Genomic DNA, 20518 nt, shown 5'->3' on the forward strand with positions numbered 1-20518 from the left:
ACCTCCAGCAGTGCCGGCAAGCCGTGAACCTCCGACGTTCCGCGACCGCTCTGTAGACAAGCAACGGCTAGTCGTGAGTACACTGGTCGCATGACAGGCCATCTGATGGGCACAGCGGAGATACGTCAACGACTCGGGGATATCAGCCGGCAACGCGTATATCAGCTCACGCGGCGTCCCGACTGGCCCACACCGTACGACGATTTGATCCAAGGGCGGGTGTGGAGACGCGCCGACATCGAGACCTGGATCCACACGCACCGGCCGGATATCGCTGATGCGAAGTAGGCCGCCACCTCACGGAAAGATCATTCGACGGTCTCGGCGGCTGAGCGGCAGCTAGCGTGGATCGGGTGTTAAGCCATGATCTGCTCCGTGGCCTCAGAGCTGCGGCAACGCTGATCGAGAAGACGAAGGATGTTGACGTCTCCAGCCTGAGCGACGATGAGTTCGCCCAGGTCGACGAAGTGTTGAGCCAGATCATCGGGAACGCGATCCGCATCCGGTCACGGCTCAACAAGTAGCGCCCTGGGGTGCTGGTGCCTTCTGTCCGGACCTGCCCCACCTGCCGCAGCCGTGGCCGGCCTTCCGGAGAGTGACCTCGCCAGCGTCCTCAGTGTGGCTGGACGCGAGGTGGGTGGCAACGGGCTCTACGCCGCCTGTGGATAACTACGCAGGCGCCACCGCACCACCGACCTCGGCCGCCGCTTCCTTGCCGGTGAGCCGGGGGCCGAGCAAGGGTGCGGATGACTACTCAGTTACGCCGCATTGCTTCCGCGCTCGGGTATCCCCCGTCATCATCAACGCTGCCGTTTCCGCAGTACAGCGGCAAGGTCGGCGAGCGAAGTACAAGCCTGTAGTTCGCGGCTCGGCGCACGATTCGTGCCCGTCTACCGCCTCCCGTCCAAGTTGATGCGCTCGAACGCCTGTTCTAGTCTCGGCCTGTGGCGAAGCAGGTTGAGCACTGGAACAACCGTCAGTGGGGCATGGCCCGGCGCGACGTATACCTGCTGCGGACCGAAACCGGCTGGCAGGTACGCGGCCGCCAGGGCGGCGACGACCGCCGGGAAGTCGTCTACGACTTCGCCCACGAGGAAGACGCGCGGGCCATGGTCGACGCCCTGAAGCAGAAAGTTCCGCCCCAGTTGGCCAACTGGGCCCTGGTGACCGAAAGCCAACCCCCGCTGACCACACCGCCCGGCTGATCCCCCAGCGCCGGTCAGCACTAGGCCCGGCACTTCGCGGCAAGCACGTAGCCGCCACACCAGGTCGGCGCCTCGACCCAGGTCACCTGCCAGCCGTTGTCTTCCCGGGTAGTGATCCGCCACGTCCGGGCTCGGCTCTTGTACGGCATCGCCCGGCCGTCCACGCCCCCACCACGTCGCCGACACGTCCGCGGTGCCCTCCACGTCGCCACGAACAGGCGAGCCGGCAGACAGCGCCCCGAAGTCCAGTCGCGACGGCGGCGGATCGGTGCTCGACCAGAGCCTTGTTGATCCCGTCACCGACGTTGTCGTGTAGCCGCCGCAGGTGGCCCCAACGGGCGATTTCCGGGACGAAGAACGCCTCCCGGTACGACTCGGGTTGCTCTGCCCGGTGTCCGGCCTCCTACTCGCCCCGCGACTTGAACCGCTCGACCACCCGTTCCCGTTCGGCGTCGAACATGTCCGATGCCCGCTTCAGGAACAGCATCCCGAAGATGTACTCCTTGAACTCGGAGGCGTCCATCTTGCCCCGAAGGATGTCCGCCGCCGCGAACAGGTGGCGCTCTAGCTGCGGCAACGTCAGTTTGCGCACGTAGTCATCTCCCAGTAACCCGTCAGGCACTCCATCGTCTGCCCTTGACGGAGGGTGATGGAGATCGGGGTGACGGGCTGGCGCGTTATGCCAGAGCGCGGAGCGGTCAATGGCTTTTCGCCGGCACGGCGTACGAGTACCCGCGCAGCGGCCGGTGGGCTGGGTGAGCCCTCTGGCTGCGGACCGTCGGACTCTGCTCCATCCAGGCCAACACCCATCGCAGGCGGGCCACTGCATGGTTCCTGCTGTCCCTCATAGCGTCGGTCACTTCGTGCTTGATCGCCGAGCCGGTGTCTGAGCGGATGCAAGCACGAGCGCCGTACCCAGCACGGCCGCTGCCTCGTCGCTGCCGGCGGTCAGCCGCTGCAGGATCGACTCCGGCAGCGTCCCGATCCCGAGACCTGCCTCCGCGGCGCGATAGTTGAGGCGGCGACGTTGGGCGTCGGTGATGCCCTCGATGGGGTCGCGGAAGCCGAGCACGTCGCGGGCGGCGTACCCGTCGGCCGAGCTGATCGCGTTCTCTGCGACCCGGGTGAGTAGGGCCGTCGCCATGCTGGCCCTGATGGTGTTGGCGAGGGTGGCGATGGTGAGGCCGAGCCGGGCGCGGTACGAGGCGTAGTTGGCGGAGCTGTTGCTGCCGTCGTAACGGCCGACGGCTGCGGTGAGCAGCGGTACCGCGCCGGTTGGTGCGGTCGGTTCGTCGCTGGTTGGGAGGCACATCAGGTGGAGGCAAGCCGCGATGTCGTGTTCCCAGGTTTCGGTGGTGGTGCTCTCGGCGAGCAGCATGCGCGCTTGCGGGCGGGTGCCGTTTAGGCAGTGCGTGATGATCTCGGTTTGGCGGCCTTCCATCAGGTGGTCGCCGATGCCGTTGTGGTGGCGTGCGTGTTCGGCGGCCTCGTCCCATCGGCCGGCGAGGGCGAGTGCACGGACGCCTTCGCCGATGAATTGGAGCCAGACCCATTGCCGTAGCTGGCGTCGGTCGGCCGGTTCGCCGGTGAGGTTGGCTAGGGGGAGGGTCTGTTCAGCGACGATGAGATCGCAGTGCCGGGTGACGGCGTGGTACATCGACTCCAGTAGGCGCAGGGCGGCGCTTCCCTGGTCGGTGCGGATCTGGAGGCGGGCGAGGTTGAGGACCGGTTCGAGCACGTAGCGGGCCTCCCGGATGGTCAGGCGCCGTCCGGCATGGCGGTAGGTGTCGATGTGCTGCCAGCACAGCCGCCGGGCGAGGTCGGTAAGGCCGGCGTCGCTGGCGATCAGGGCGGCCTTGTTGAGGGCGTGAGCGGCGTCGGCCATGCCGTGATCGGCCCTGTGCCGGGCGGTCTCTACAGCGTCCGTGATCTCCTGGATGCGTGCCGGCAGCGCTGGGCAGTCGGGCCGAGGGCGGCCCAGCAGCGGGAACCGGCGGACGGCGGCGGTGAGCGGTGACGCAGGCATGGGTCAGCTCCGGGGTAGGGTGGCGGCTTTCCCGGCGTGGGCGAGGATGCCCTGGGCCTGGGCGGACAGACCAAGCCGGTTCCAGTGGAAAATCACTATCTGGGCGGTCGTGGCCCGCAGGCCGCGATCGAGGCGGTTCGCGGTGGCGGCCTCGCCGAGGAGCTTGCCCGCCTCGATGAACGCGGCCAGCCAGGGAGCAGCGCAGGCGAGGTGTCCGCCGGGTGTGAACAGTGGCATGGCGGTGGTGATGTCGACCGCCAGCGCGGGCCGCATCTTCACGGCGAGCGCGTCGATTCCCGTGGTGTCGTGGTCGGCGGGGGTGGGACGCATTTGGGCGACCCGGTCGAAGACGTCGCCGGTCTCGAACCAGTCGAGCCCTGCGTGTTGGAGCATGGCGCGGATGAGCAGTAGGGACAGTTCGCGGCGGCCGAGCGCGGGGCTGCATTGCCCGGCGTAGGTGAGTACGCCTCGGCTGTCGGCGCAGAACAGGTCGTGGACGATGGGCATGGCGGCCTCGCCGCCAAAGGCAGCAGCCTCGGGTTCGTAGAGGCCAGGCTGCCAGCCGGTGATCGTGCCCGCCGTCACGAGGCCGTCGAGCAGCGCCGCTACGGCGCGGTGATCGGAGCTGCGCACGCGCAGCCGCCAGTGCGGGTACTTCCGCAGGAACCACCAGGCCGCGACGTTGTCGAGGTCATCCAGACGGGCCGCGACGTGGGCGGCGAACACTGGTTCCGCGTCGGCCCAGTCCGGCCACGCGAGGCGCGCCTGGAACCAGACTCGCTCTCGCCTGCGGGTCAGGGCGGCCCGCCCGGCGGCTCGGTAGGTTGCCACCGCGTCGGACAGGTCGATGTCATCGACGGCGGAGTGCTCGACGGCGGTGCCGGCGAGCACCGCTTCCACCCGCTCGGCGAGTTGCCCGGTCGTGAGTGTCATGCGATCAGCAGGCATACGTCCCACCTTGTGCAGGTTTGGCCGGCGCGGATGGTCTCCTGTGCCAGCAGGACGCCGGTGGTGCCGGTCAGGAATCCGCTGTCGTCGCCCTCGGCTTCGTGGCCGGTGTGGGTGATGAGGTCGACGAGGGCGGGAAGCTGCCGGGCGATGACGGGATTGGTGGTATCGGCGGCGGCCCGGTGCGCGGTTTGGTAGAGCCCGGCTAGGCCGTGGCAGATGCCCAGGTCGGTGAACCGGTCGCGCTGTGGGCTGATCAGGCAGGCGGCGAGGGCGTGCTCGGCGACCGTCTTGCGGGCGCGGTCGCGGGTGGCGATGGCCGCAAGTTGCAGCGCGCGGGCGATGCCGGGCGTGCCGTAGCACCACGACAGTCGTCCCGGCCCGTCGTGTGTGAGGTGGCCGGTGCGCAGTTGTTCGCGGGTGATCCACTGGGGCCACCACGGGCCGTGCGGGGACTCCTGCCGCCATTGGTCGAACCAGCCGCACAGCCAGCCGATCGCCTCGGTCTGTCCAGGGACGTGATGGCCGTGGCGGGTGGCGTGAGCGAGCAGCGCGAGCAGTCCTGCCGCGCCGTGCGCCATCCCGAGGTTGGCGTGCCCGCCTGGCGTCGGATACAGCGGGTCGGGGTCGTGCTCGACCCACCATCCGGGGACGTGCAGGTCGTCGTGGTAGCGGGGTTCGACGAGCCGGACAAGGTAAGTCAGCAAGTCGCCGAGTTCGTCACTGTCGGGCGCCTGGTGCAGCAGGAGAGCGCCGAAGCCGATCAGGCCGGTGAACAGGTCGTATTCGGCGAAGGTGGCTGGGCGGCTGGCGCGGAGCCGCTGGGTAGCGCTGGTCAGGCGGGTGCGGGTGAGCCGGCGGACGCGCAGGTCGAGGGCTTGCCGGGCAGCCGGGTAGCGGTCGCGGCCGTCAGCGGTCGTGGTGTGCAGCAGGAAGGCGATGGCCGGCGCGCCGTAGTACAGCCCGGTGTGTAGGGCGGCGTCGACCCGGGCCGCCGCCTGTTGGATGAGGCGTTGGGCTGTGGCCCATTCCCCGGTGCCGTTGACCGCCCGCTCCACCGCGAGCAGCGCGTGACCGACGGTGCCGGTGGCTAGGGATTGTGCGCCGGATTCCGTCTCGGTGAGGGTAATCGGCGTGGCGGCGGTCATCGGACGCCTGCCGGGCGGAGGTAACGCATGGCGACGGCCCGAGCGAGATGGTTCGTCTGGCGCTCGAAGTCGGGATCGACCCCGAGTGCCCGGTGGTGATGCTCGCGCAGCAGGGTCCGCAGCAGGCCAGCCGGGGCACCCTCGGCGTCGAGCGCCAGGTAGTAGGCGTGCAGCGCCTGGTGCCGGGCTTCCCACGCGGCGAGGACGGCGTCACCACCGGCCAGCGCCCGGAGCCCGGCGAACTCACCGACCGGGCACGCGAGGTCGCGGGCCAGATCGCCGACCGCCCGGTCGGCGGGCTCGGTGTGCCCCTTGAGCTGCTCCAGCAACGTCCCGTAGCCGGCTATCGGGTCGGCCGCGAACCCGGCGGCGATTTCGGCCATTGACACGGCGGCGAGCGCCTGGCCGGATACGCCGGTCTGCTCCACCAGGCGAAGCTGTGCGATCGCTGCGGTGGTGTCGGCGGCGAAGACGCACTCCGCCAGAGTCAGCAGCCGACCGTAGCGGCCGGGCTGCTCATGGTAGGCGGCGAAGACCAGTTCATTGGGCAATCCTCGAGCCTGCAGGTCGTCGGCGAACTGTCCGAGGCGGGCGGCCACCGCTCCGTACGCAGTGGGCGTCATCAGCCGGAAGAAGACGGAAAGGTGCTGGTCGGCATCGAGACGAATCATGTCCCGGTGCCGACCGGCCCACCACCACAGGACGCCGAGGTCGGTCAGGCTGTCGGCGAATGCTGGTAGGTGTCTGGTCAGCAGGTCGTCAAACCGGGCGGGATTGCCGATCAGGCGGGCGTGGACGACGGCGGACGCGCCGGGACGGTGCGTCGTACCGGTCGTGGCGGCGGTAACGGGCACGGGCCGAGCTACGGGATTGGCGAGCGTCATCGGGATGACGAACTCGGCCGGCCGGTCGAGCCAGCCGTCGCGGTCGGCGGGTGCGTCCTCGCGCAGTTCGAGCCGATCAGCGCGGCTCAGCCGAGTGTTGAGCTGCCGCCGGTCGGTTGCGTCGTCCAGGTTGATCGGCAGGCGTAGCTCGTCGTGGCACACGATCACCCGGGCGGGGACGCGCCAGTGCCGCCGCCACCGGTCGAGGGCCTTGTCCCACGTGTCTGCGTCGCTGTCCGGGTGCGATGTGGTGAGGTCGGCGGCGTTCAGCCACCAGCCGGCCGGGGCCAGCACGGTGTGTCGGTATCGGATGCGGGGCGCGTAGGGCAGGGTGCGGGCGGCGGCGCCGAGATCGAGCGGGCCGAACACGGCGGTGCGGGCGTCGCCGACTTCGGCGAGGAACCGAGCCAGCGGCGGCATCTGCACGGCCGCCAAGGCGTGCGGCAGGTACGCGATGACCCTGCGGCCGGTCGGCGCGTGGATGAGGTAGAGCTGGTCCGCGTCGGCGGTCACCGCGAGGTAGTCGATGCCGATCACGTCGCCGTCCGGGTGCTCGCCCACCGACACCACCTGAGCTGTGTGCCGGCCGACGCGCACGACGTTCTCGTTGTGCACCCGTCGCGGCGGGAACGACACCTGCGCCAGGATCACACCCCGGCCCTTGCCTGCCGCATAGGCCCGGCCCATCCGGTCGCGGTCGGCGGCAGGCAGCAGGTACGCGAATCGTCCGGCCATGCTGGTGTGCGTGCGCGGCGCTCCGGTGATCCGCAGCTCGAACTGTCCGCGGTTCATCGCGTCAGCGGAGGTCGCGTGGACGGAGACGCCGAGCTCTAGCCGGGCCGGCGGCACGATGGCGGTGGGGTCGCCGGTGGTCAGGGCCTCGATGTCGGCGTCGGACAGCGAGATCTCGTCGGCGCCGTCGCGCATGGCCCGCTGCACGAGCGCCAACACGTGGGCGTCGCGTTCGGTGAGCATGCGCCACGCCGGCCGTGCCCTTGCCGCGCTCAGGTATCCGGGCGGGTAGCCGAGGCCGGAATCCGCGACGAGGTCGCGGACGCCGACCACGGCGCCGGGACCGTAGCGGGCGCGGAACCGCGCGTGGTAGTCCAGCCACGCCTGTGACCCGAACGGCTCAGTGGTCACCCGCAGCAGTACCCCGGCCGCGCACGCGGCCTCATCGAGGACCCGCTGCGGCAGGCTGATCGTCGCGTTGAGCCGGACGTCCACCGCGAGCGGCGGCTCGGCCGTCGCCGGCACGATCGCGGCCATCAGCTCCGTGGCCACCGCACGGAAAGCCGCTTGCCGCCCCGGGTCGGTCTGCTTGTTGTGTCGTCGAAGCTGTGCGTGGATCTCGCCGAGCTGGTCGATCATCGCCAGCATCTCGGGCAGGTGGTCGGTGTCGGCCTCGTGCAGCGCGGCGAGTACATGGCCTAGGGGATCCACGGCGGTCATCGGCGGGCGAAGATTCGTGATCAGGACTTGGCCGTCGATCAAGCCATGCAGCATCGCCTCGATGGTGCGCGGATCGGCCTGCGGAAGCTGATCCGCGAGATGCGCGACGAGCTGGTCGAAACGCACCGGTGTGGCGGCGCACGCCAGCGCGAGCCGCACCGGCCGGGTGCTGCGGGTCGAGATGTCCCGCAGCGGGCCGGGCGAGCGCTGGCCGGGTGCGGGGCGGGCGGCAACGATGAACCGGCCGTCGCGGGTGACGCAGACGCTGTTGGCCACGACCGTCAGCGTGCGGCGCAGAGCGTGGTCCTGCTCCAACGGGTCGATGACCCGAGTGAGCCAGTCGGCGTCGGCGCGAGCCACGGCGGTGTGCCGGTCGCTGATCCGCGCACCGGCGGGGCCGATCGTGACGGCGGTGACTCCGGCGAACAAGCCGAATGGGGTGGCTCGCCGCTGCCACCGGGTCAGATAGGAGGCGGTCGCCGCGACGGCGCGGTGGACGGCTCGCCGGGGTGGGGCACCGTCGCTGAGGAGCTGGCTCACGCGGCCGGCGAGGTCCGGGCTGGCCAGGGTGATCGCGTCGCGCAGCTCGGGTTGGGACCATTGGGTGGCCAGCCAGGCGAGTTCGTCGACCGCCGTGCCGGCCGGTGGTGGGCTGTCGACGGTGCCGCCGGTGGTGCTGGCGCGGACCAGCACGGGGCCGACCGGCCGGTAGAGGTGGACAACGGTCGGCATGTCGCTCCTTCATGCGAGCAAAGGGGTGGGGGCCGTCGGAGCCCGCGAGGCGGCGCGGGCTCCGACGGCGTCAGAGGGATGTGCTACGCGGTTTACCGCGGGTCGTACGAGGACGTGGAACAGGCGCTACCGCTGCACGTCGAGCCGCAGCCGTCGTTGGTGTTGCACATGAACACCTCCAGCGGCGTCGTGGCCTCGACCACGCGCATGTCCAGCTCGAAGTCGTCGTCGGTGACGGCCTCGACCTCGGGGGCGGTGGGGGCGTCGAGGACCGCAGCCAGCGGAGCCATCGACATCACTCTCCTTACGGGGTGCGAAGGGTTGTTGGCCACCTGGCCGGCTGGTGCGAGTGAGCCGCGCGCTGCTCACCCGCGTGACGGCCAGGAGATCGTGACGACGCCGCGCGTCTTGTCCATGACGGCGGCGTCGGCGGGAATCTGGGTCTCGTCGCTGCCGACCGGCCAGTACCCGAACACCGGCTCGGTGTGCCGGCCGTCGCGGTCCCACGCCCGGACCTGCTCCACCAGCGCCATCGCCGCCAGTTCACCGTCGCGGCCGTACGCGCGGGAGCCGAACTCCACACCGGCTCCGTCGAGCGCGGGCCGGATCGCCAGATAGGCGAACCCGGCACCATGCACGGCGCCGAACGGGAACCAGGTGCCGCGATCGGTGGCCAGCTGCGTGCCGTCGTCCGCCGTCAGCAGGCAGAACCCGGGCAGGTGCCAGGCGAACCACAGGTACAGGTCGGCGAACGAGGTCCGATGCGGGATCGTCACCCCAGACCACACCTCGGTCCGGTCGGTGGCCAGCAACCCATCGAGCGCGCTCATGTCGTCGGGTACACCGGAGTCGAACCGCAGCTTCACCTGCTTGCCGTTCGGGTCGGTCAACAGGAACACCCGCTCGTCGTGGCGGCCGGCCCCTTGCATCGGCACGAACCCGGCCACCTCGATCGACGTACTGACCAGATGATCACCGGAGCGGCGGAACCCGATGGTGCGGGTGACCCCGTTCATGATCAACGGCAGTACCAGCACACCCTGATCGGCGAGCAGGTTTAGCCAGACCGGTGGGATGTCCCAGGCGCCGACCGTCACGATGATGGCGTCGAACGGGCCTTCGCCGGGTACGCCGTGCTCGGCGTCCGCGACCAGGACCCGAACCCGGCCGCCGTAGCCGTTCTCCTCTACCAGCCTCGCAGCGCGGTCGGTGACCTCGGTGTCGATGTCCACGCTGACTACGCGGCCGCTTTCCCCGACGATCTCAGCGGTCAGGGCCGCGTTCAGCCCGCCGGACCCGACTTCGAGCACCGTCATGCCCGGCCGGAGCTCGGCCTGCTCCAACATCCGCGCCTGGATGTAGGCCGCGGACACCGACGAGAGCGCCACACCATGCGCGTCGCGCTTCGTCACCACCGCGTCATCCACGGCATACGCCTTGTCGAGCGGCACGTCAGCTGGGAGGAATCGCTCGCGGGCCACTGTCCGGAACGCGGCCTCGACCGCCGGCGTGGTGATCTTCCCATCGGCGCGGAGGCTTTCGACGAGCGCGGCGCGCAGCTTCGCTGCCCGATCCGCGTTCGACGCTGAGTCGGTGGATCGCCCGGTCGGCGCGGCGGCCTGCTGGTGCGCGGCGGTTGGGTCAGTCATGGTGTTTCCCTTATCATTGGCACATTCTGGACAACGGACTTCACGGGTATCGCGGCACCGTGAGCGGGCAGCTGCACAGCGTCGCCTGCACTTTCGGAGCGGCCTCCACGGTTCACGCCGCACCTTCAGACAGGCCGCCAGCTCGACGCTTGAGATATTCATGGTTTGCGGCCCATGCCACCCCAGGTGGATACCGCCGAGCGGGGCGGCGCCTGCCCGTCTTCCGGGCTACGACGCCACTCACTGATCAACCCGGGCCGTCGCGACCCGCCACCCGCACGCTCGGGTTGGCCGATCAGGTGCACCCCTTCGAAGAACGCGCTGACCTCGGCCCGGGTGCGGGCATAGAAGCCGTCCTTGCCGGGGTACTCCTCCTCGATCAGCCGCGCGGCCTGCTCGGCGGGGATCAGGTCGTGGCTGCCGTGCGAGAGCACCAGCAGGCTTCCCGACGGCAATGCGTCGAGCAGGGTAGCGACCAGCCGATACGGGTCGTCGGCTTCGGGCACGAAGTGCATGACCGCGGCGAGCATCAACGCCACGGGCTGACCCAGATGAAACGTCTCCCGCAAGACCGGGTTGTCGAGGATCTTCTCCGGCTCCCGTACGTCGCCGTCCAGGTAGGCGCAGCAGCCCTGCGGGGTGCTGGTCAGCAGGGCACGGGCGTGGGTGAGCACGAGCGGGTCGTTGTCGACATAGACGATCCGGCACGACGGGTCAATCGCCTGGGCGACGTCGTGGGTGTTGTCCGCGGTGGGCAGCCCGGTACCGATGTCCAGGAACTGCCGCACCCCCACACGCTGAACCGCGTAGCGCACCGCCCGCCGCAAGAACCGCCGGTTCTCCCGCACGGCCGTGACGATGTCCGGCCACCGCTCCGCGATGGCGTCGCCCGAGGCCCGGTCGGCCTCGAAGTTGTCCTTACCGCCCAGCCAGTAGTTGTACCGACGAGCCGAATGCGGCACCGACGTATCCAACGCCGGCACACCGATGCCACTCATCGCGGGCCAACCGGCACGGTCGGGGCGGGCCAGCGACGGCCGGGGCGAGATCATCGGGCACCTCCGTCTGTGGGGCCTGGATCGTCATGTCTTCGGGCGGGGCCGCTTCGCGGGTGGGGGCCGGGTACGCGGCGCCGTTTTAGCCGCTCGGGCACCCCGCGCCCGCCCGAGCGCGGCTGCCGCGTCCTGGCCCACGCGGCTGCGCTATTGCGGTGCTGGCTTTCTGCATCGTTCGGTTGAGGATTGCTGGCCTTGGCTCGTTGCCTGGCATACCAGGTGCGGGCCGTCTCGATGCCCGCAGCGATGACGACCGAGGACACGATCGCGCGTAGCGCAGGGTGGGCGCCGAAGTCAGTGAGCCAAATGACCAGCAGCGAGTTCAGCGCCAGGAAACCGGCCATGATCGCAGCGCCCCCCAGAAGGTCAGTGAATCGGGACGGGGCAGGCCGCTGAGCCTCGTGATCATCTGGCGGCTCGGTCAGATTCCGCCAGATCTGCCGGCCACGCGAGGGCTGGCTCGAATCACCGGCATCTGCCGGGTGGGGATCTCGGTTCGCGAATGGCTGGCAGCCATCGGGCGCCGGCACAGCGGGACGGAGCTTGCCGTTGTCGGTCATGACCGGCTCGCCCGATCCTGCGGGAGGGCCACCGACGGGTGGTGGAGCCGCCAGGGACGCTCGGCGGAGACGGGATCGGGTGCCGCGTGCGCGATCCGCGGCCACGCCGTGTGGTCGCGCACCCGGCGGGCGCGACGGCAGAGGGGTACCGCCACATGCCGGTCACCACCGGTGCTTGCCGTGGTGGTGGTCGGCTGGCGAAAGCGTGCGGCGACCGTACGGCGGACATCGGGTGTCCCGGAGCGAGTGGCCGGCGCGGAAGTCATGGCAGGGCACGCTTTCGTTGTCGCAGTCAGTAGAGGTCGGGGTGAGGTGGTGTGCCGTCCTGCGGTCAGGAGACTTGCGGTTGCCGGCACACCACCTCGTCACCGGCCGGGCAGCACGGGGGGACTGCTGCGGCCGGTCGCCTGGGGTTATGCGGTGACAGGTTGCGGAGCGCGCCACATCCGGTACAGGCAGATGTCGTCGTCGACGGTCAGGTCGAAGGGGTCCATGTTGGTGTAGTGGTGTCGGCGGTAAAGCCGCGCGTTGTCTGTGTTGGTGGCTTCCAGGTAGGCGGGGATGCCGTGGGCGTCGAGCTGCGTGTGGGTGTGGTTCATCAGGTGGCTGCCGAGGCCTTGACCCCATTGACCGGGCCGGACGGCGAGGAACAGCAGGTGCCAGTGCGGTGGCTTCGGGTGGTGGGTGTCCATCTGGGCGTCGAGGTGTTCGAACTGGTCCAGGTGGTTCCCGGCGAGCTGGGCCAGGCGGGGCGCGTAGTCGTCGGGTTCGCTGACCGGGCCGGTGCGGTCGAACCACACCGCGCAGGCCGTGTGGTCCTCGGTGAGCACCGCCTGGCCGGCGCCGCGGATCGCGTGCTCGGCGTGGAGCCGGTACCAGGCTCGGGTCACCTGCCAGCGCCGGTCCGGGTCGGGCACGAGCCACTGGATGACTTCGAGGTGGTCGAACGCGTCGGCGACCACGTCGGCGACCAGGTCGATGTCGGCTTCGCCGGCGATGCGCAGCCCGGGCAGGGTGAAGATGGTCATCAGGCGGTCCTTTCGATAGTGCCGGAGAGGCGGGAGGTGGCGGCGCTGGGCGCACCGCGGTCGATGCGCTCGTTCACCTCGGGCTGGTACCAGCCCGTGACACCTCCCAGCGGCGGCCGGGGTCGGGCGCCAGCCAGCGGACGACCTCCAGGAAGCCGAAGGCGTCGGCGACCAGGGCAGCGACCGGGTCGATGTCGTTAGTGCCAGGCGACGCGCAGGGCCGGGTGGTGGTCATCGGGTGGTCCCTTGGAAGACGGCGGACAGGGCGGAGGTGGAGGCGGAGACCGTGGCGCGGGTGCCGCGGCCGATGCCCTCGTAGACGGTGGGTCGGGTGCGGCGCAGGATCAGACCCCAACAGATACCGGCGGCGAAGATGATCAGGAATGCGAGGGGGACGATCCGGGCGGGGCCGGTGCCCGGGTCGACGGCGAAAAGGAGGGGCAGGTTGTCGGTCGCGAGGTAGGCGACGAACAGCAGGATCCCGGACGCCAATGTGGGTGCGAGGAGGCGGTGCCACAGCTTCTCGCCGTGCGGGTCGCGGGCGAAGTAGGCGATGACCGCGATACTGGTCAACGTGATCAGTAGCAGCACCCCGAAACCGCCTGTGGTACTGCCCCAATAGAACAGCTGGACCAGCGGATCCCAGCCGGCGGCCGCATATAGGGCGAGCACGGTGAACACGAGCACGCTTTGAATGACCGACGCGGTGCGGGGTGCGCCCTTCCTGGTGGTCCGGCCGAGCACCCTCAGCAGGACTCCCTCGCGGCCCAATGCGTAGGCGTAGCGGGAGACGGCGTTGTGGAAGGCCAGCTTCGCCGCGATCAGGCTGGTCCCCAGCAGGATCGCCCCGACGGTCAGGGCGGCTGTACCGAGCAGCACGGTGGCCTCGTTGAAGAACAGGTCGGGGCCCTCGGTGGTGGCTCGCGCGATGATCTGCGGGCCGCCGGCGGAAATCACGACCAAGGACGCGAACACGTACACGGCGCAGATGGTGGCGATGGTGGCGTAGGTGGCGATCGGGATGGTGCGAAGCGGGTTCTTGCTCTCTTCGATGTAGACCGCGCTCTGCTCGATCCCCGCGAATGCCGTCATCCCGATGACGAACAACGTTCCCGCGCCAGGTCCCCACAGATTGGCCGGCGCCAGGGCGGCGAAGGTGAAGTGGAAGCCTGGGGTGCTGATGATGGCGATGCTGTAGACGACCACCAGGATCGTCTCGCCGACGACCAGGACGATCAGCACCTTCCCGGACACCTTGACCTCGTTGGCGCCCAGCACCGCGACCAGGATCAGCATGATGAACGCGGGGATGAACCACGGCGTGCTGACGTCGAACCACTTCTGGAGCAGCGGCACGGCGATCGCGGCGGCGAACCCGCCGAAGCAGCACAGTTCGAAGCTCAGGTAGGTGGCCAGCGCGACCCACGAGGTGCCGACCCCGAATGGGCGGCCGATGCCCTGCGCGACGTAGGCGCCGAAGGCGCCGGTGTTCGGGATGTGCCGGGCCATCGCGAGATAGCCGACGACGAACAGCATCAACAGCAGCGCGACTGCGATGATCGCGATCGGAACACCGACCAGCCCGGTGGCGGCCAGGGCGGTGCTGACGACCAGCGCGACAACGGTCAGCGGTGCCACGGAACTGGCGATTGTCGTCCCGACGGTGAACGCGCCGAGCCGGTCGGCGGCCAACGCGGACGACACACTCAGGGATGCGGTGTGCCCAGTAGCTGGTGCGGACACCGGGTTCCTCCTTGCAGAAGGTGAGGGGTTAGAGATGGTGTGATACATCGAGGGGCGCTAGAGCAGGGCGGCATCCGCGACTGCGTTGTCCGCGGCCTTCAACAGCTCCCGCGAGGTCGTGTCCAGCCGCCGTTTGAGCTGGTCCGCCAGCCTGGCGAGGTCATCCGGGCCTAAGGTGGCCAGCGCATGCTGGTGCAGGGTTGTCGCCAGGAACAGGCCGGCGAGCAGCAGCTGGGGGTCGTCCAGCCGCAGTCCACGCGTGAGTGCGGTGTTGATCGCGGTCGCTGGGGCGCCGGCCACCGTGGTGTCGAGGGGCACCCAGTGCACCTTCGAACCACCCAGCAGCCGGCGACGCTCCTGCTGCTTTACGAGGCCGGCCCGGGAAAGCCGGTCGATCACCCGATCTTCGGCACGATGCTCGCGTGCCAGAAACGCGATCCAGTCGCGCAGGTCATGACCGCGCCTCCGATGCCGGTTCGCAGCCTGTACCGGCGCGGTACCCCATGCCTCCCGGGCGGCCGGATGCCAGCTCTGCCTTTCCGGCGCCGGCTCCATCCAGCCGCGGCCGCCGGGGGCCGGCGCAGACCAGCTCTGGCCTTCAGGCACCCGCCTCTGGGCTGGTGCCAACGGCTCCGGCGGGGGCAGGCGCTGCTCTTCTTCCGCCATCTTTGCCAGCAACGGCCGCAGTGCGAGGTCGCTGGGCAGGTCCGGCGTCGTGCGGAACAGCTCGCCGTCGCTGAGCTCAAGAAACTTGTAGTGGATCAGCTCGGCGAGCAACCCGGCGGCGAGCCCGACGCCGAGGGGGCCCTCACCGATCACCGGTTTACCGCTGTACCGGTCGTGCGCCGCAAGCCACAGCTGATCGGTGAGCCTCGCCGGCCCCGCTGACGACATGACAACGTCCTTCCCCACCCAGTGGGCTACTCGGCTGAACGGGAACTCGGGCCCGACTGAACTACCGGCACTGTCGGTCTGGTCGTCCGTTCTCTTGCGTCGACGGCCGCTCGGCTGCTCGCGACCGCCGCTTCGTGTGGTGTTGCCCGGTGCCTTCGAGCCCTGCTGTGTGCCGTGTAAATAAGCCGATGCCCGCGTACATCTACCCGGTGTTCCGGATATCCCCCTCGGGCTGGTCGGCGAGTTCGGGGTGCCACTGCGGGCGTCGTGCGGGCGGCCCGGGTACGCGTGTCTCGCGGGCGGGTACGGACCGGCACGGTGAAGCTGTGGCCTGATCCGCACCCGCCCACGGCCGCCCTCGGTTGGCCGTTGGCAGCAGGCATCTCCGGAGGCTTGACCAGATGCCTGACACAGCCGGTATGGGCGGTTGAGGGACGACAGGCGGGGGCTCTGCCGTCCCGGATCGCACGCCACCGCGGCGGCACGGCGCAGCACGGAGACGCGGACGCTTCTGGGGGTTGGGCTGGGGAAAGCCGCCGCCATGACGGGTGCGGCGTGCACACCCCTCCGGCCGACCTGGCGAGCGCAAGAGCAGCCCCGGCCTGCCCTGTCCCGCGGGTTCGAGCGGTCGACCTGAACCGGCGTCAGCTTGAGCATGGGCGAGGACTGCACGCCACCAATCACCCCGTCGACGCGTGGGCTTACCGACCCGGCGAAGACCAGATCAGCTTGCGTAGCAGGAGCGGGGCGGCGTGTGGCCGGTGTCGGTGATCCGTTGGCGGTCATCACGTCCTCCTCGGCAACGGCCGGATCTGCTCGCCCGTTGGTGCGGCTGTCTGACGGGATGATTGGCAGACCACAAACATCGATATGTCGCGTGTGGTGTGCCTACGATTACCGACAGTCCGCAGGTGTGGAACCCCGAATTAATAGGGGTTTTAGCACCGGAGTTAGTAGGGAAACCGCCATTGACCTGCGACTTTGTCACCCGATTGAACGGTTATAAGGATCTTGTCGCCGAAATCCGGGGTTACGCTTTGGCCGCGCCGGACAGTCCGCAGTGGTCGGACAGTCGTAGTGCGCTTTCACATTTGTTGGCGTCCGGAGGTCTGTTGATGATCAGCCCTTATGTGCGGCGTCGTCGTCTCGCGGCTGAGCTGAAACAGCTCATGCAGGAGCACGGCTACTCCGCCGTGCGGCTCGCCACCGCAACCCGGATACCTCGGCAGCGGATCAGCCAAATACAAAATGGACACGTGGGTCCAAGCGATGCCGAGATGATGCTCATCCTCGAAGTACTCAAGGTAGGCCAGCGCCGCTGGGAAGAGATCATGGCCGTAGCCCGCGATTGTCGGGAACGCGGCTGGTGGGAGAAATTTCGCGACGAGATGGGGCCGCAGCAAGCCCTCTACGCCGACCTGGAAGCCGGCGCCCGCTCGATCGCCGAGTACCAACTCATGGTGCCCGGACTGCTCCAGATTCCGACCTTCACCGAAGTTCGCGTCCGCGCCAACCGCGGTACCCGCCCCGAGCACTTCGACCCGGCCCGCGCGCTGGCAGCACGCGCCTTCCGGCAGCGCATCCTCGAGCGGGCCGGCGGCCCGAAATACGAGGTCATCATCGACGAGCAAGCCGTGCGCCGCCCGGCGGCACCTCCGGATGTGGTGCGCGCCCAACTCCGGCACCTCGTGCGGATCGGACGCGAACGCAACAAGATCACGATGCGGATACTGCCCCTGTCCGCCCCGCTACCCGGTTACGTGGTGCCGAAGTCGTCGTTCTTCACCTACCGCTTCGCCGACCCGAGGGACCCGACCGTGGTCGCGGTCGACACCGACGGCGAAGACCTGGTCCTCAGCACACCGGACAAGACCAGCCACTACCTAGACCTGTACCAGCGCATTCAACAGGCGGCCCTATCCCCGGCCGACAGCCTCGACTTCCTCGCCACGATGGCCGAGGAAAAGCCCAACAACTACGCAGGGAACCGAGTATGAGCATCAGCAAGTTCACCAACTGGTTCAAGTCGAGCGACAGCGACGGCGCCAGCAACTGCGTCGAGACGGCCTTCGCCGCCGACGGAACCGTGGGCGTTCGCCACAGCAAGAACCCCACCGGCCCGGTCATCGAGTTCAGCCCCACCGAATGGGACGCCTTCATCACGGGCGTCAAGAACAGCGAGTTCGACCGCAATCGGGCGAACCACAGCTAGACCCAATCTGGGCGACGGGCGGCGGCGAACCGGTGTCGCCCGTCGTAGCAGGCTCCATCCGATTGCCAGCTACCGGTGACTAGGCACCGGTTCGCGCCCATCCGGCGGCCGGAACATCAACAGCGGAGGTTAGCGATGAGCGGCAAGGCCCGTGGTGGACGACGCACGGAGATCCCAGTCGACTACGTGCAGGCGAACCCGGCCGGCAACCGGCGATCCCGGGCGGCTGCACGCCAAGGAATCCAAGGCCGCCGAACACGGGCGAGCCATCGGCACGGCCCACGACGGCGTACCGATGAACCTCCACACCAGGAGCGACCAGGTCCCCTACCTCGTTGCCGGCGAGCGCGCGAACGGCAACCGCACGCCTACAGGAGGCGACCCATCGACCAAGCATTCCAACAATGCCGCAGGCAGCGGCCTCCAGACGGGGTAGCTGGTTGAGAACGCATGGTCGCTCCTGCCATGCTGACCACAATGCCCAAACCCGCAGCCACCGGAATAGGCACCGATGAAGGAACGGGACGGTGACGCCATGGATGCCACGCCCGCGCCAGCACCCGCCCGTACCTCTCGGACGGACGGCAAACCGACCAAGAACGCGAACACAAAGCTGATATACGCTCGTCTGCGAATGATGTCGTCCAGCGGCTCGGATGAGCCGATGTCGCGACAAGAATTCGCCGAAGCGGTTAACGCCTGGCAATGGGAGCACCTGAAAGTCAGAGATCACCTCGACGAGAACGATATTGGAAGCTACGAGCGCGGCGAACACCACTGGCCTAGGCGGCCGCGAAGGGACGGCTTTCGTGGCGTCACGGGTGCCGTGACTGACGCCGAGCTTGGCTTCTACCGCAACCGCCGGTCGCCGTTGGCGGGTGTAGCTATCCCTGGTCCTGAGCGATCAGATCATGAGGACGGCCTTATCGTAGAGCCGAGCAATGGGGTCGTCCGTAGCGCCCTGATCAAGACCGCTGGGACAGCGCCGACCCTGATGCTCGATGATCTTGACCGCATGGATGGTGTGTGGCGGGACGGTCACCGATGCAGCGACGAAGAGCTCGTTGCGATCCTGACCTGCAAGCTCGCCGACAGCGCGGCAGACGACGGGTTCCATGGCCCCCGCCATGCGCTACCGACCGTGCTCGGCATCATCGCGACCGTACAGCGCAAAGCGCGGTCGGTGGATTGGGAGACGCGCCGCCCTCTTATGCGAGTCGGTGCTGGGGCTGCGGAGTTCGCCGGTTGGCTGTACCGGGACATGGGTCATCCCGTCGCGGCAGACTATTGGCGAGATCGGGCATCGGAATGGGGATTGGAAGCAACTGACTACGCCATGGCTGGCTATGTCCTGATCAAGAAAAGCCAGGCATCGTGGGACAATCGCGATGCCGCCCGGATGCTCGGGCTTGCCGAGGCTGCCCAGGATGGGCCCTGGCGTCTCCCTTCTCGAATCATGGCCGAAGCGGTCCAGCAGCAGGCGCGCGGACTCGCGATGGTGAATGGCAACCGTCAGAAGGTTGACGACACTCTGGAGCGGGCGCGCGAACTTCTCGCGCAAGGGGCTGGCGACGACGGTCCACTCGCTGCCCACTACGGCGAACAGCTGTTCAGGCTACAAACCGCCATCTGCTATGGCGAGTCCGGTCGGCCAGACGAGGCCGCCGAAATCTATGCGACAACCTTGAAGGCGGAAGTCTTCTCGACACGCGATTTCGCGTACTTTTCCGTACTGCAGGCCCAGACCCTAGCAACTATTCAGCAACCAGACAAAGCCGCATCAATTGGCTGCTCAGCCTTTTCTGCTGCCACCATGGCAGGATCCGCACGAACGATGCAAGAGTTGGCGCGGCTGCGGGTCAATCTGCATCCTTGGCGGAAACGACCTGCGGTCGCCTCATTTGCCCGGCTGATGGAAACGGTCTAGTCACACAAGCCAGGCGGCGATATCCTCGATCGCCTTCGCCTGCCACAATTGAGTCTGCGGATCTACATACTGTGGATCATCATGGACGGCAATCCCGTGCTGGGCGCCCTCAATCTCAATCAACCGAGAGGGCGAGGGAATCCTTGCAATGTAGTCGCGTGAACTCTGCACGGGGATGAAGGTGTCGCCAGTGCCATGCAGAATTAGCGTTGGTGCTTTAATGTTGCCGAACTTGCGATCTGGGCGTACATAGAATACCTCGTTCAGTATGGGACGGCCAAGCTTGAATGTCGGCGAATGTGGTAGGAACCCGCTCTGGGTCAGTTCGCGACCCGCCGACTCGTCGATCTGACCGTTATTCCAGTACGGCTTGTCGTCGATGAAGCGCTTCTTGTAGTTGACTAGCGGATTAATTAGAACGAGTCTGCTGATTTCAGATGGAAATTCGGCCGCGTAATAGCCGCAGATACCACCACTGAAGCTCGCTCCCAGTAGATTAACGGGCGGACCGCCGGCGAGTTGCCGGACGTGCGCGACCGCAGCGTTGATGTCGTTTAACACGCCGGACAGTGTGAGATCCTCTTGCCTGCCCTCGCTTTCGCCGTGACCTCGAAAGTCGAAGCGGAGCGACGCCACCCCGGCTGACGCCAGGCCTGTAGCGAGCCGGCCGAAGAAGCCGCCTTCCTCGCGGGTTACGCCTCCACCGTGCACGAGGACGACGCAGGAGCCAGATGGTCGCTGCGGCGCGACGAAGGTTCCACGAAGAAGTAGGCCATCTGCACTACGAAAGCTTGTTTGCATGGTCGCGTCTTGCAGGGCGTCGTCGGTCATGGTCGGCGTTCCCTCCAGCCCGGTCGGCACCGCTCGAAGCTTAGCGGTTCCGCGTCCTGCCGTCGGAGGCTGCTGTCGTCGCTCCGGAGTGAGTGACCCCGGGCGATCCACTGAGCGTTTGAGGGTCCAAATTCTCGCGGAGCGACCGTTTCTGCGCCATAGCCATTTTCTTGACAGTCTCGCGGTGATCTCTGACTCGCGGTGTTGGTACGGACGGGGCGCGG

19 protein-coding genes are annotated in these 20518 nt (G+C 68.2%); 5 read left to right on the top strand and 14 right to left on the bottom strand.

Going from position 1 to position 20518, the window contains the following annotated elements; genetic code table 11:
* Nucleotides 1-353 precede the first annotated feature (353 nt).
* Nucleotides 354-524, top strand: coding sequence for a hypothetical protein (locus tag ACIA5D_RS27155; RefSeq protein ID WP_396033026.1), 171 nt, complete (start codon nt 354-356; stop codon nt 522-524).
* A gap of 420 nt (nt 525-944) precedes the next feature.
* The gene (locus ACIA5D_RS27160) at nt 945-1205 is read left to right on the top strand and encodes a hypothetical protein (RefSeq protein WP_396033027.1); all 261 of its coding nucleotides are present in this window, start codon (nt 945-947) and stop codon (nt 1203-1205) included.
* Between the two features lie 20 nt (nt 1206-1225).
* Here the strand turns inward: ACIA5D_RS27160 and ACIA5D_RS27165 are convergent, their stop codons facing one another.
* The 13 genes from ACIA5D_RS27165 to ACIA5D_RS27225 all read right to left on the bottom strand — a co-directional run bounded on the left by ACIA5D_RS27165 (nt 1226) and on the right by ACIA5D_RS27225 (nt 15324).
* The gene (locus ACIA5D_RS27165) at nt 1226-1369 is read right to left on the bottom strand and encodes a hypothetical protein (protein ID WP_396033028.1); all 144 of its coding nucleotides are present in this window, start codon (nt 1367-1369) and stop codon (nt 1226-1228) included.
* A gap of 239 nt (nt 1370-1608) precedes the next feature.
* On the bottom strand, nt 1609-1797 hold the full coding sequence (locus ACIA5D_RS27170) for a type I restriction-modification system subunit M N-terminal domain-containing protein (RefSeq protein WP_396033029.1): 189 nt from the start codon (nt 1795-1797) through the stop codon (nt 1609-1611).
* Nucleotides 1798-2061: 264 nt separating this feature from the next.
* On the bottom strand, nt 2062-3231 hold the full coding sequence (locus ACIA5D_RS27175; protein WP_396033030.1) for a hypothetical protein: 1170 nt from the start codon (nt 3229-3231) through the stop codon (nt 2062-2064).
* A gap of 3 nt (nt 3232-3234) precedes the next feature.
* Nucleotides 3235-4164 carry a thiopeptide-type bacteriocin biosynthesis protein gene (locus ACIA5D_RS27180; protein WP_396033031.1) on the bottom strand — a complete coding sequence of 310 codons (930 nt, stop codon included), beginning with the start codon at nt 4162-4164 and terminating at the stop codon, nt 3235-3237.
* Entirely contained in the window at nt 4161-5327 is a 1167-nt protein-coding gene (locus ACIA5D_RS27185; RefSeq protein ID WP_396033033.1) for a lanthionine synthetase C family protein, read from the bottom strand. The genes ACIA5D_RS27180 and ACIA5D_RS27185 overlap by 4 nt, the downstream gene beginning before the upstream one ends.
* Nucleotides 5324-8395: a lantibiotic dehydratase gene (locus ACIA5D_RS27190; protein WP_396033035.1), complete on the bottom strand. Its 3072-nt coding sequence runs from the start codon at nt 8393-8395 to the stop codon at nt 5324-5326. Before ACIA5D_RS27190 ends, ACIA5D_RS27185 begins: the two co-directional genes overlap by 4 nt.
* A 92-nt stretch (nt 8396-8487) precedes the next feature.
* Complete coding sequence (locus ACIA5D_RS27195) at nt 8488-8685, bottom strand: FxLD family lanthipeptide (RefSeq protein WP_396033036.1); 198 nt, start codon at nt 8683-8685, stop codon at nt 8488-8490.
* A gap of 75 nt (nt 8686-8760) precedes the next feature.
* Nucleotides 8761-10044: a methyltransferase, FxLD system gene (gene fxlM / locus ACIA5D_RS27200; protein WP_396033037.1), complete on the bottom strand. Its 1284-nt coding sequence runs from the start codon at nt 10042-10044 to the stop codon at nt 8761-8763.
* Nucleotides 10045-10202: 158 nt separating this feature from the next.
* On the bottom strand, nt 10203-11042 hold the full coding sequence (locus ACIA5D_RS27205; RefSeq protein WP_396033088.1) for an SAM-dependent methyltransferase: 840 nt from the start codon (nt 11040-11042) through the stop codon (nt 10203-10205).
* A gap of 1030 nt (nt 11043-12072) precedes the next feature.
* A complete protein-coding gene (locus tag ACIA5D_RS27210; RefSeq protein WP_396033039.1) occupies nt 12073-12687 on the bottom strand; it encodes a GNAT family N-acetyltransferase in 615 nt (204 codons plus the stop codon).
* Between the two features lie 73 nt (nt 12688-12760).
* Nucleotides 12761-12922 carry a hypothetical protein gene (locus ACIA5D_RS27215; protein ID WP_396033040.1) on the bottom strand — a complete coding sequence of 54 codons (162 nt, stop codon included), beginning with the start codon at nt 12920-12922 and terminating at the stop codon, nt 12761-12763.
* Nucleotides 12919-14430, bottom strand: a complete 1512-nt coding sequence (locus ACIA5D_RS27220; RefSeq protein WP_396033042.1) for an APC family permease — start codon at nt 14428-14430, stop codon at nt 12919-12921. The genes ACIA5D_RS27215 and ACIA5D_RS27220 overlap by 4 nt, the downstream gene beginning before the upstream one ends.
* A gap of 57 nt (nt 14431-14487) precedes the next feature.
* Nucleotides 14488-15324, bottom strand: a complete 837-nt coding sequence (locus ACIA5D_RS27225) for a GPP34 family phosphoprotein (RefSeq protein WP_396033043.1) — start codon at nt 15322-15324, stop codon at nt 14488-14490.
* 1115 nt (nt 15325-16439) lie between these two features.
* On the opposite strand from ACIA5D_RS27225, the gene ACIA5D_RS27230 reads away from it, so the two are divergent.
* From ACIA5D_RS27230 to ACIA5D_RS27240, 3 genes are all read left to right on the top strand, one after another.
* The gene (locus tag ACIA5D_RS27230) at nt 16440-17321 is read left to right on the top strand and encodes a Scr1 family TA system antitoxin-like transcriptional regulator (protein WP_396033089.1); all 882 of its coding nucleotides are present in this window, start codon (nt 16440-16442) and stop codon (nt 17319-17321) included.
* Nucleotides 17318-17536, top strand: a complete 219-nt coding sequence (locus tag ACIA5D_RS27235; protein ID WP_396033044.1) for a DUF397 domain-containing protein — start codon at nt 17318-17320, stop codon at nt 17534-17536. The genes ACIA5D_RS27230 and ACIA5D_RS27235 overlap by 4 nt, the downstream gene beginning before the upstream one ends.
* 535 nt (nt 17537-18071) lie before the next feature.
* Entirely contained in the window at nt 18072-19463 is a 1392-nt protein-coding gene (locus ACIA5D_RS27240) for a hypothetical protein (protein WP_396033045.1), read from the top strand.
* Here the strand turns inward: ACIA5D_RS27240 and ACIA5D_RS27245 are convergent, their stop codons facing one another.
* A complete protein-coding gene (locus tag ACIA5D_RS27245; protein WP_396033046.1) occupies nt 19464-20294 on the bottom strand; it encodes an alpha/beta hydrolase in 831 nt (276 codons plus the stop codon).
* Nucleotides 20295-20518: the final 224 nt, after the last annotated feature.

This window comes from Actinoplanes sp. NPDC051513 (assembly GCF_044454685.1).
GTDB lineage: Bacteria > Actinomycetota > Actinomycetes > Mycobacteriales > Micromonosporaceae > Actinoplanes.

Excerpts from the sequence above, each read along its gene's own strand:
- ACIA5D_RS27175 (WP_396033030.1), bottom strand. The coding sequence starts at position 3,231 with ATGCCTGCGTCACCGCTCACCGCCGCCGTCCGCCGGTTCCCGCTGCTG.
- ACIA5D_RS27180 (WP_396033031.1), bottom strand. The coding sequence starts at position 4,164 with ATGACACTCACGACCGGGCAACTCGCCGAGCGGGTGGAAGCGGTGCTC.
- ACIA5D_RS27185 (WP_396033033.1), bottom strand. The coding sequence starts at position 5,327 with ATGACCGCCGCCACGCCGATTACCCTCACCGAGACGGAATCCGGCGCA.
- ACIA5D_RS27190 (WP_396033035.1), bottom strand. The coding sequence starts at position 8,395 with ATGCCGACCGTTGTCCACCTCTACCGGCCGGTCGGCCCCGTGCTGGTC.
- ACIA5D_RS27195 (WP_396033036.1), bottom strand. The coding sequence starts at position 8,685 with ATGGCTCCGCTGGCTGCGGTCCTCGACGCCCCCACCGCCCCCGAGGTC.
- fxlM (WP_396033037.1), bottom strand. The coding sequence starts at position 10,044 with ATGACTGACCCAACCGCCGCGCACCAGCAGGCCGCCGCGCCGACCGGG.
- ACIA5D_RS27205 (WP_396033088.1), bottom strand. The coding sequence starts at position 11,042 with ATGAGTGGCATCGGTGTGCCGGCGTTGGATACGTCGGTGCCGCATTCG.
- ACIA5D_RS27210 (WP_396033039.1), bottom strand. The coding sequence starts at position 12,687 with ATGACCATCTTCACCCTGCCCGGGCTGCGCATCGCCGGCGAAGCCGAC.
- ACIA5D_RS27215 (WP_396033040.1), bottom strand. The coding sequence starts at position 12,922 with ATGACCACCACCCGGCCCTGCGCGTCGCCTGGCACTAACGACATCGAC.
- ACIA5D_RS27225 (WP_396033043.1), bottom strand. The coding sequence starts at position 15,324 with ATGTCGTCAGCGGGGCCGGCGAGGCTCACCGATCAGCTGTGGCTTGCG.
- ACIA5D_RS27230 (WP_396033089.1), top strand. The coding sequence starts at position 16,440 with ATGATCAGCCCTTATGTGCGGCGTCGTCGTCTCGCGGCTGAGCTGAAA.
- ACIA5D_RS27235 (WP_396033044.1), top strand. The coding sequence starts at position 17,318 with ATGAGCATCAGCAAGTTCACCAACTGGTTCAAGTCGAGCGACAGCGAC.
- ACIA5D_RS27240 (WP_396033045.1), top strand. The coding sequence starts at position 18,072 with ATGGATGCCACGCCCGCGCCAGCACCCGCCCGTACCTCTCGGACGGAC.
- ACIA5D_RS27245 (WP_396033046.1), bottom strand. The coding sequence starts at position 20,294 with ATGACCGACGACGCCCTGCAAGACGCGACCATGCAAACAAGCTTTCGT.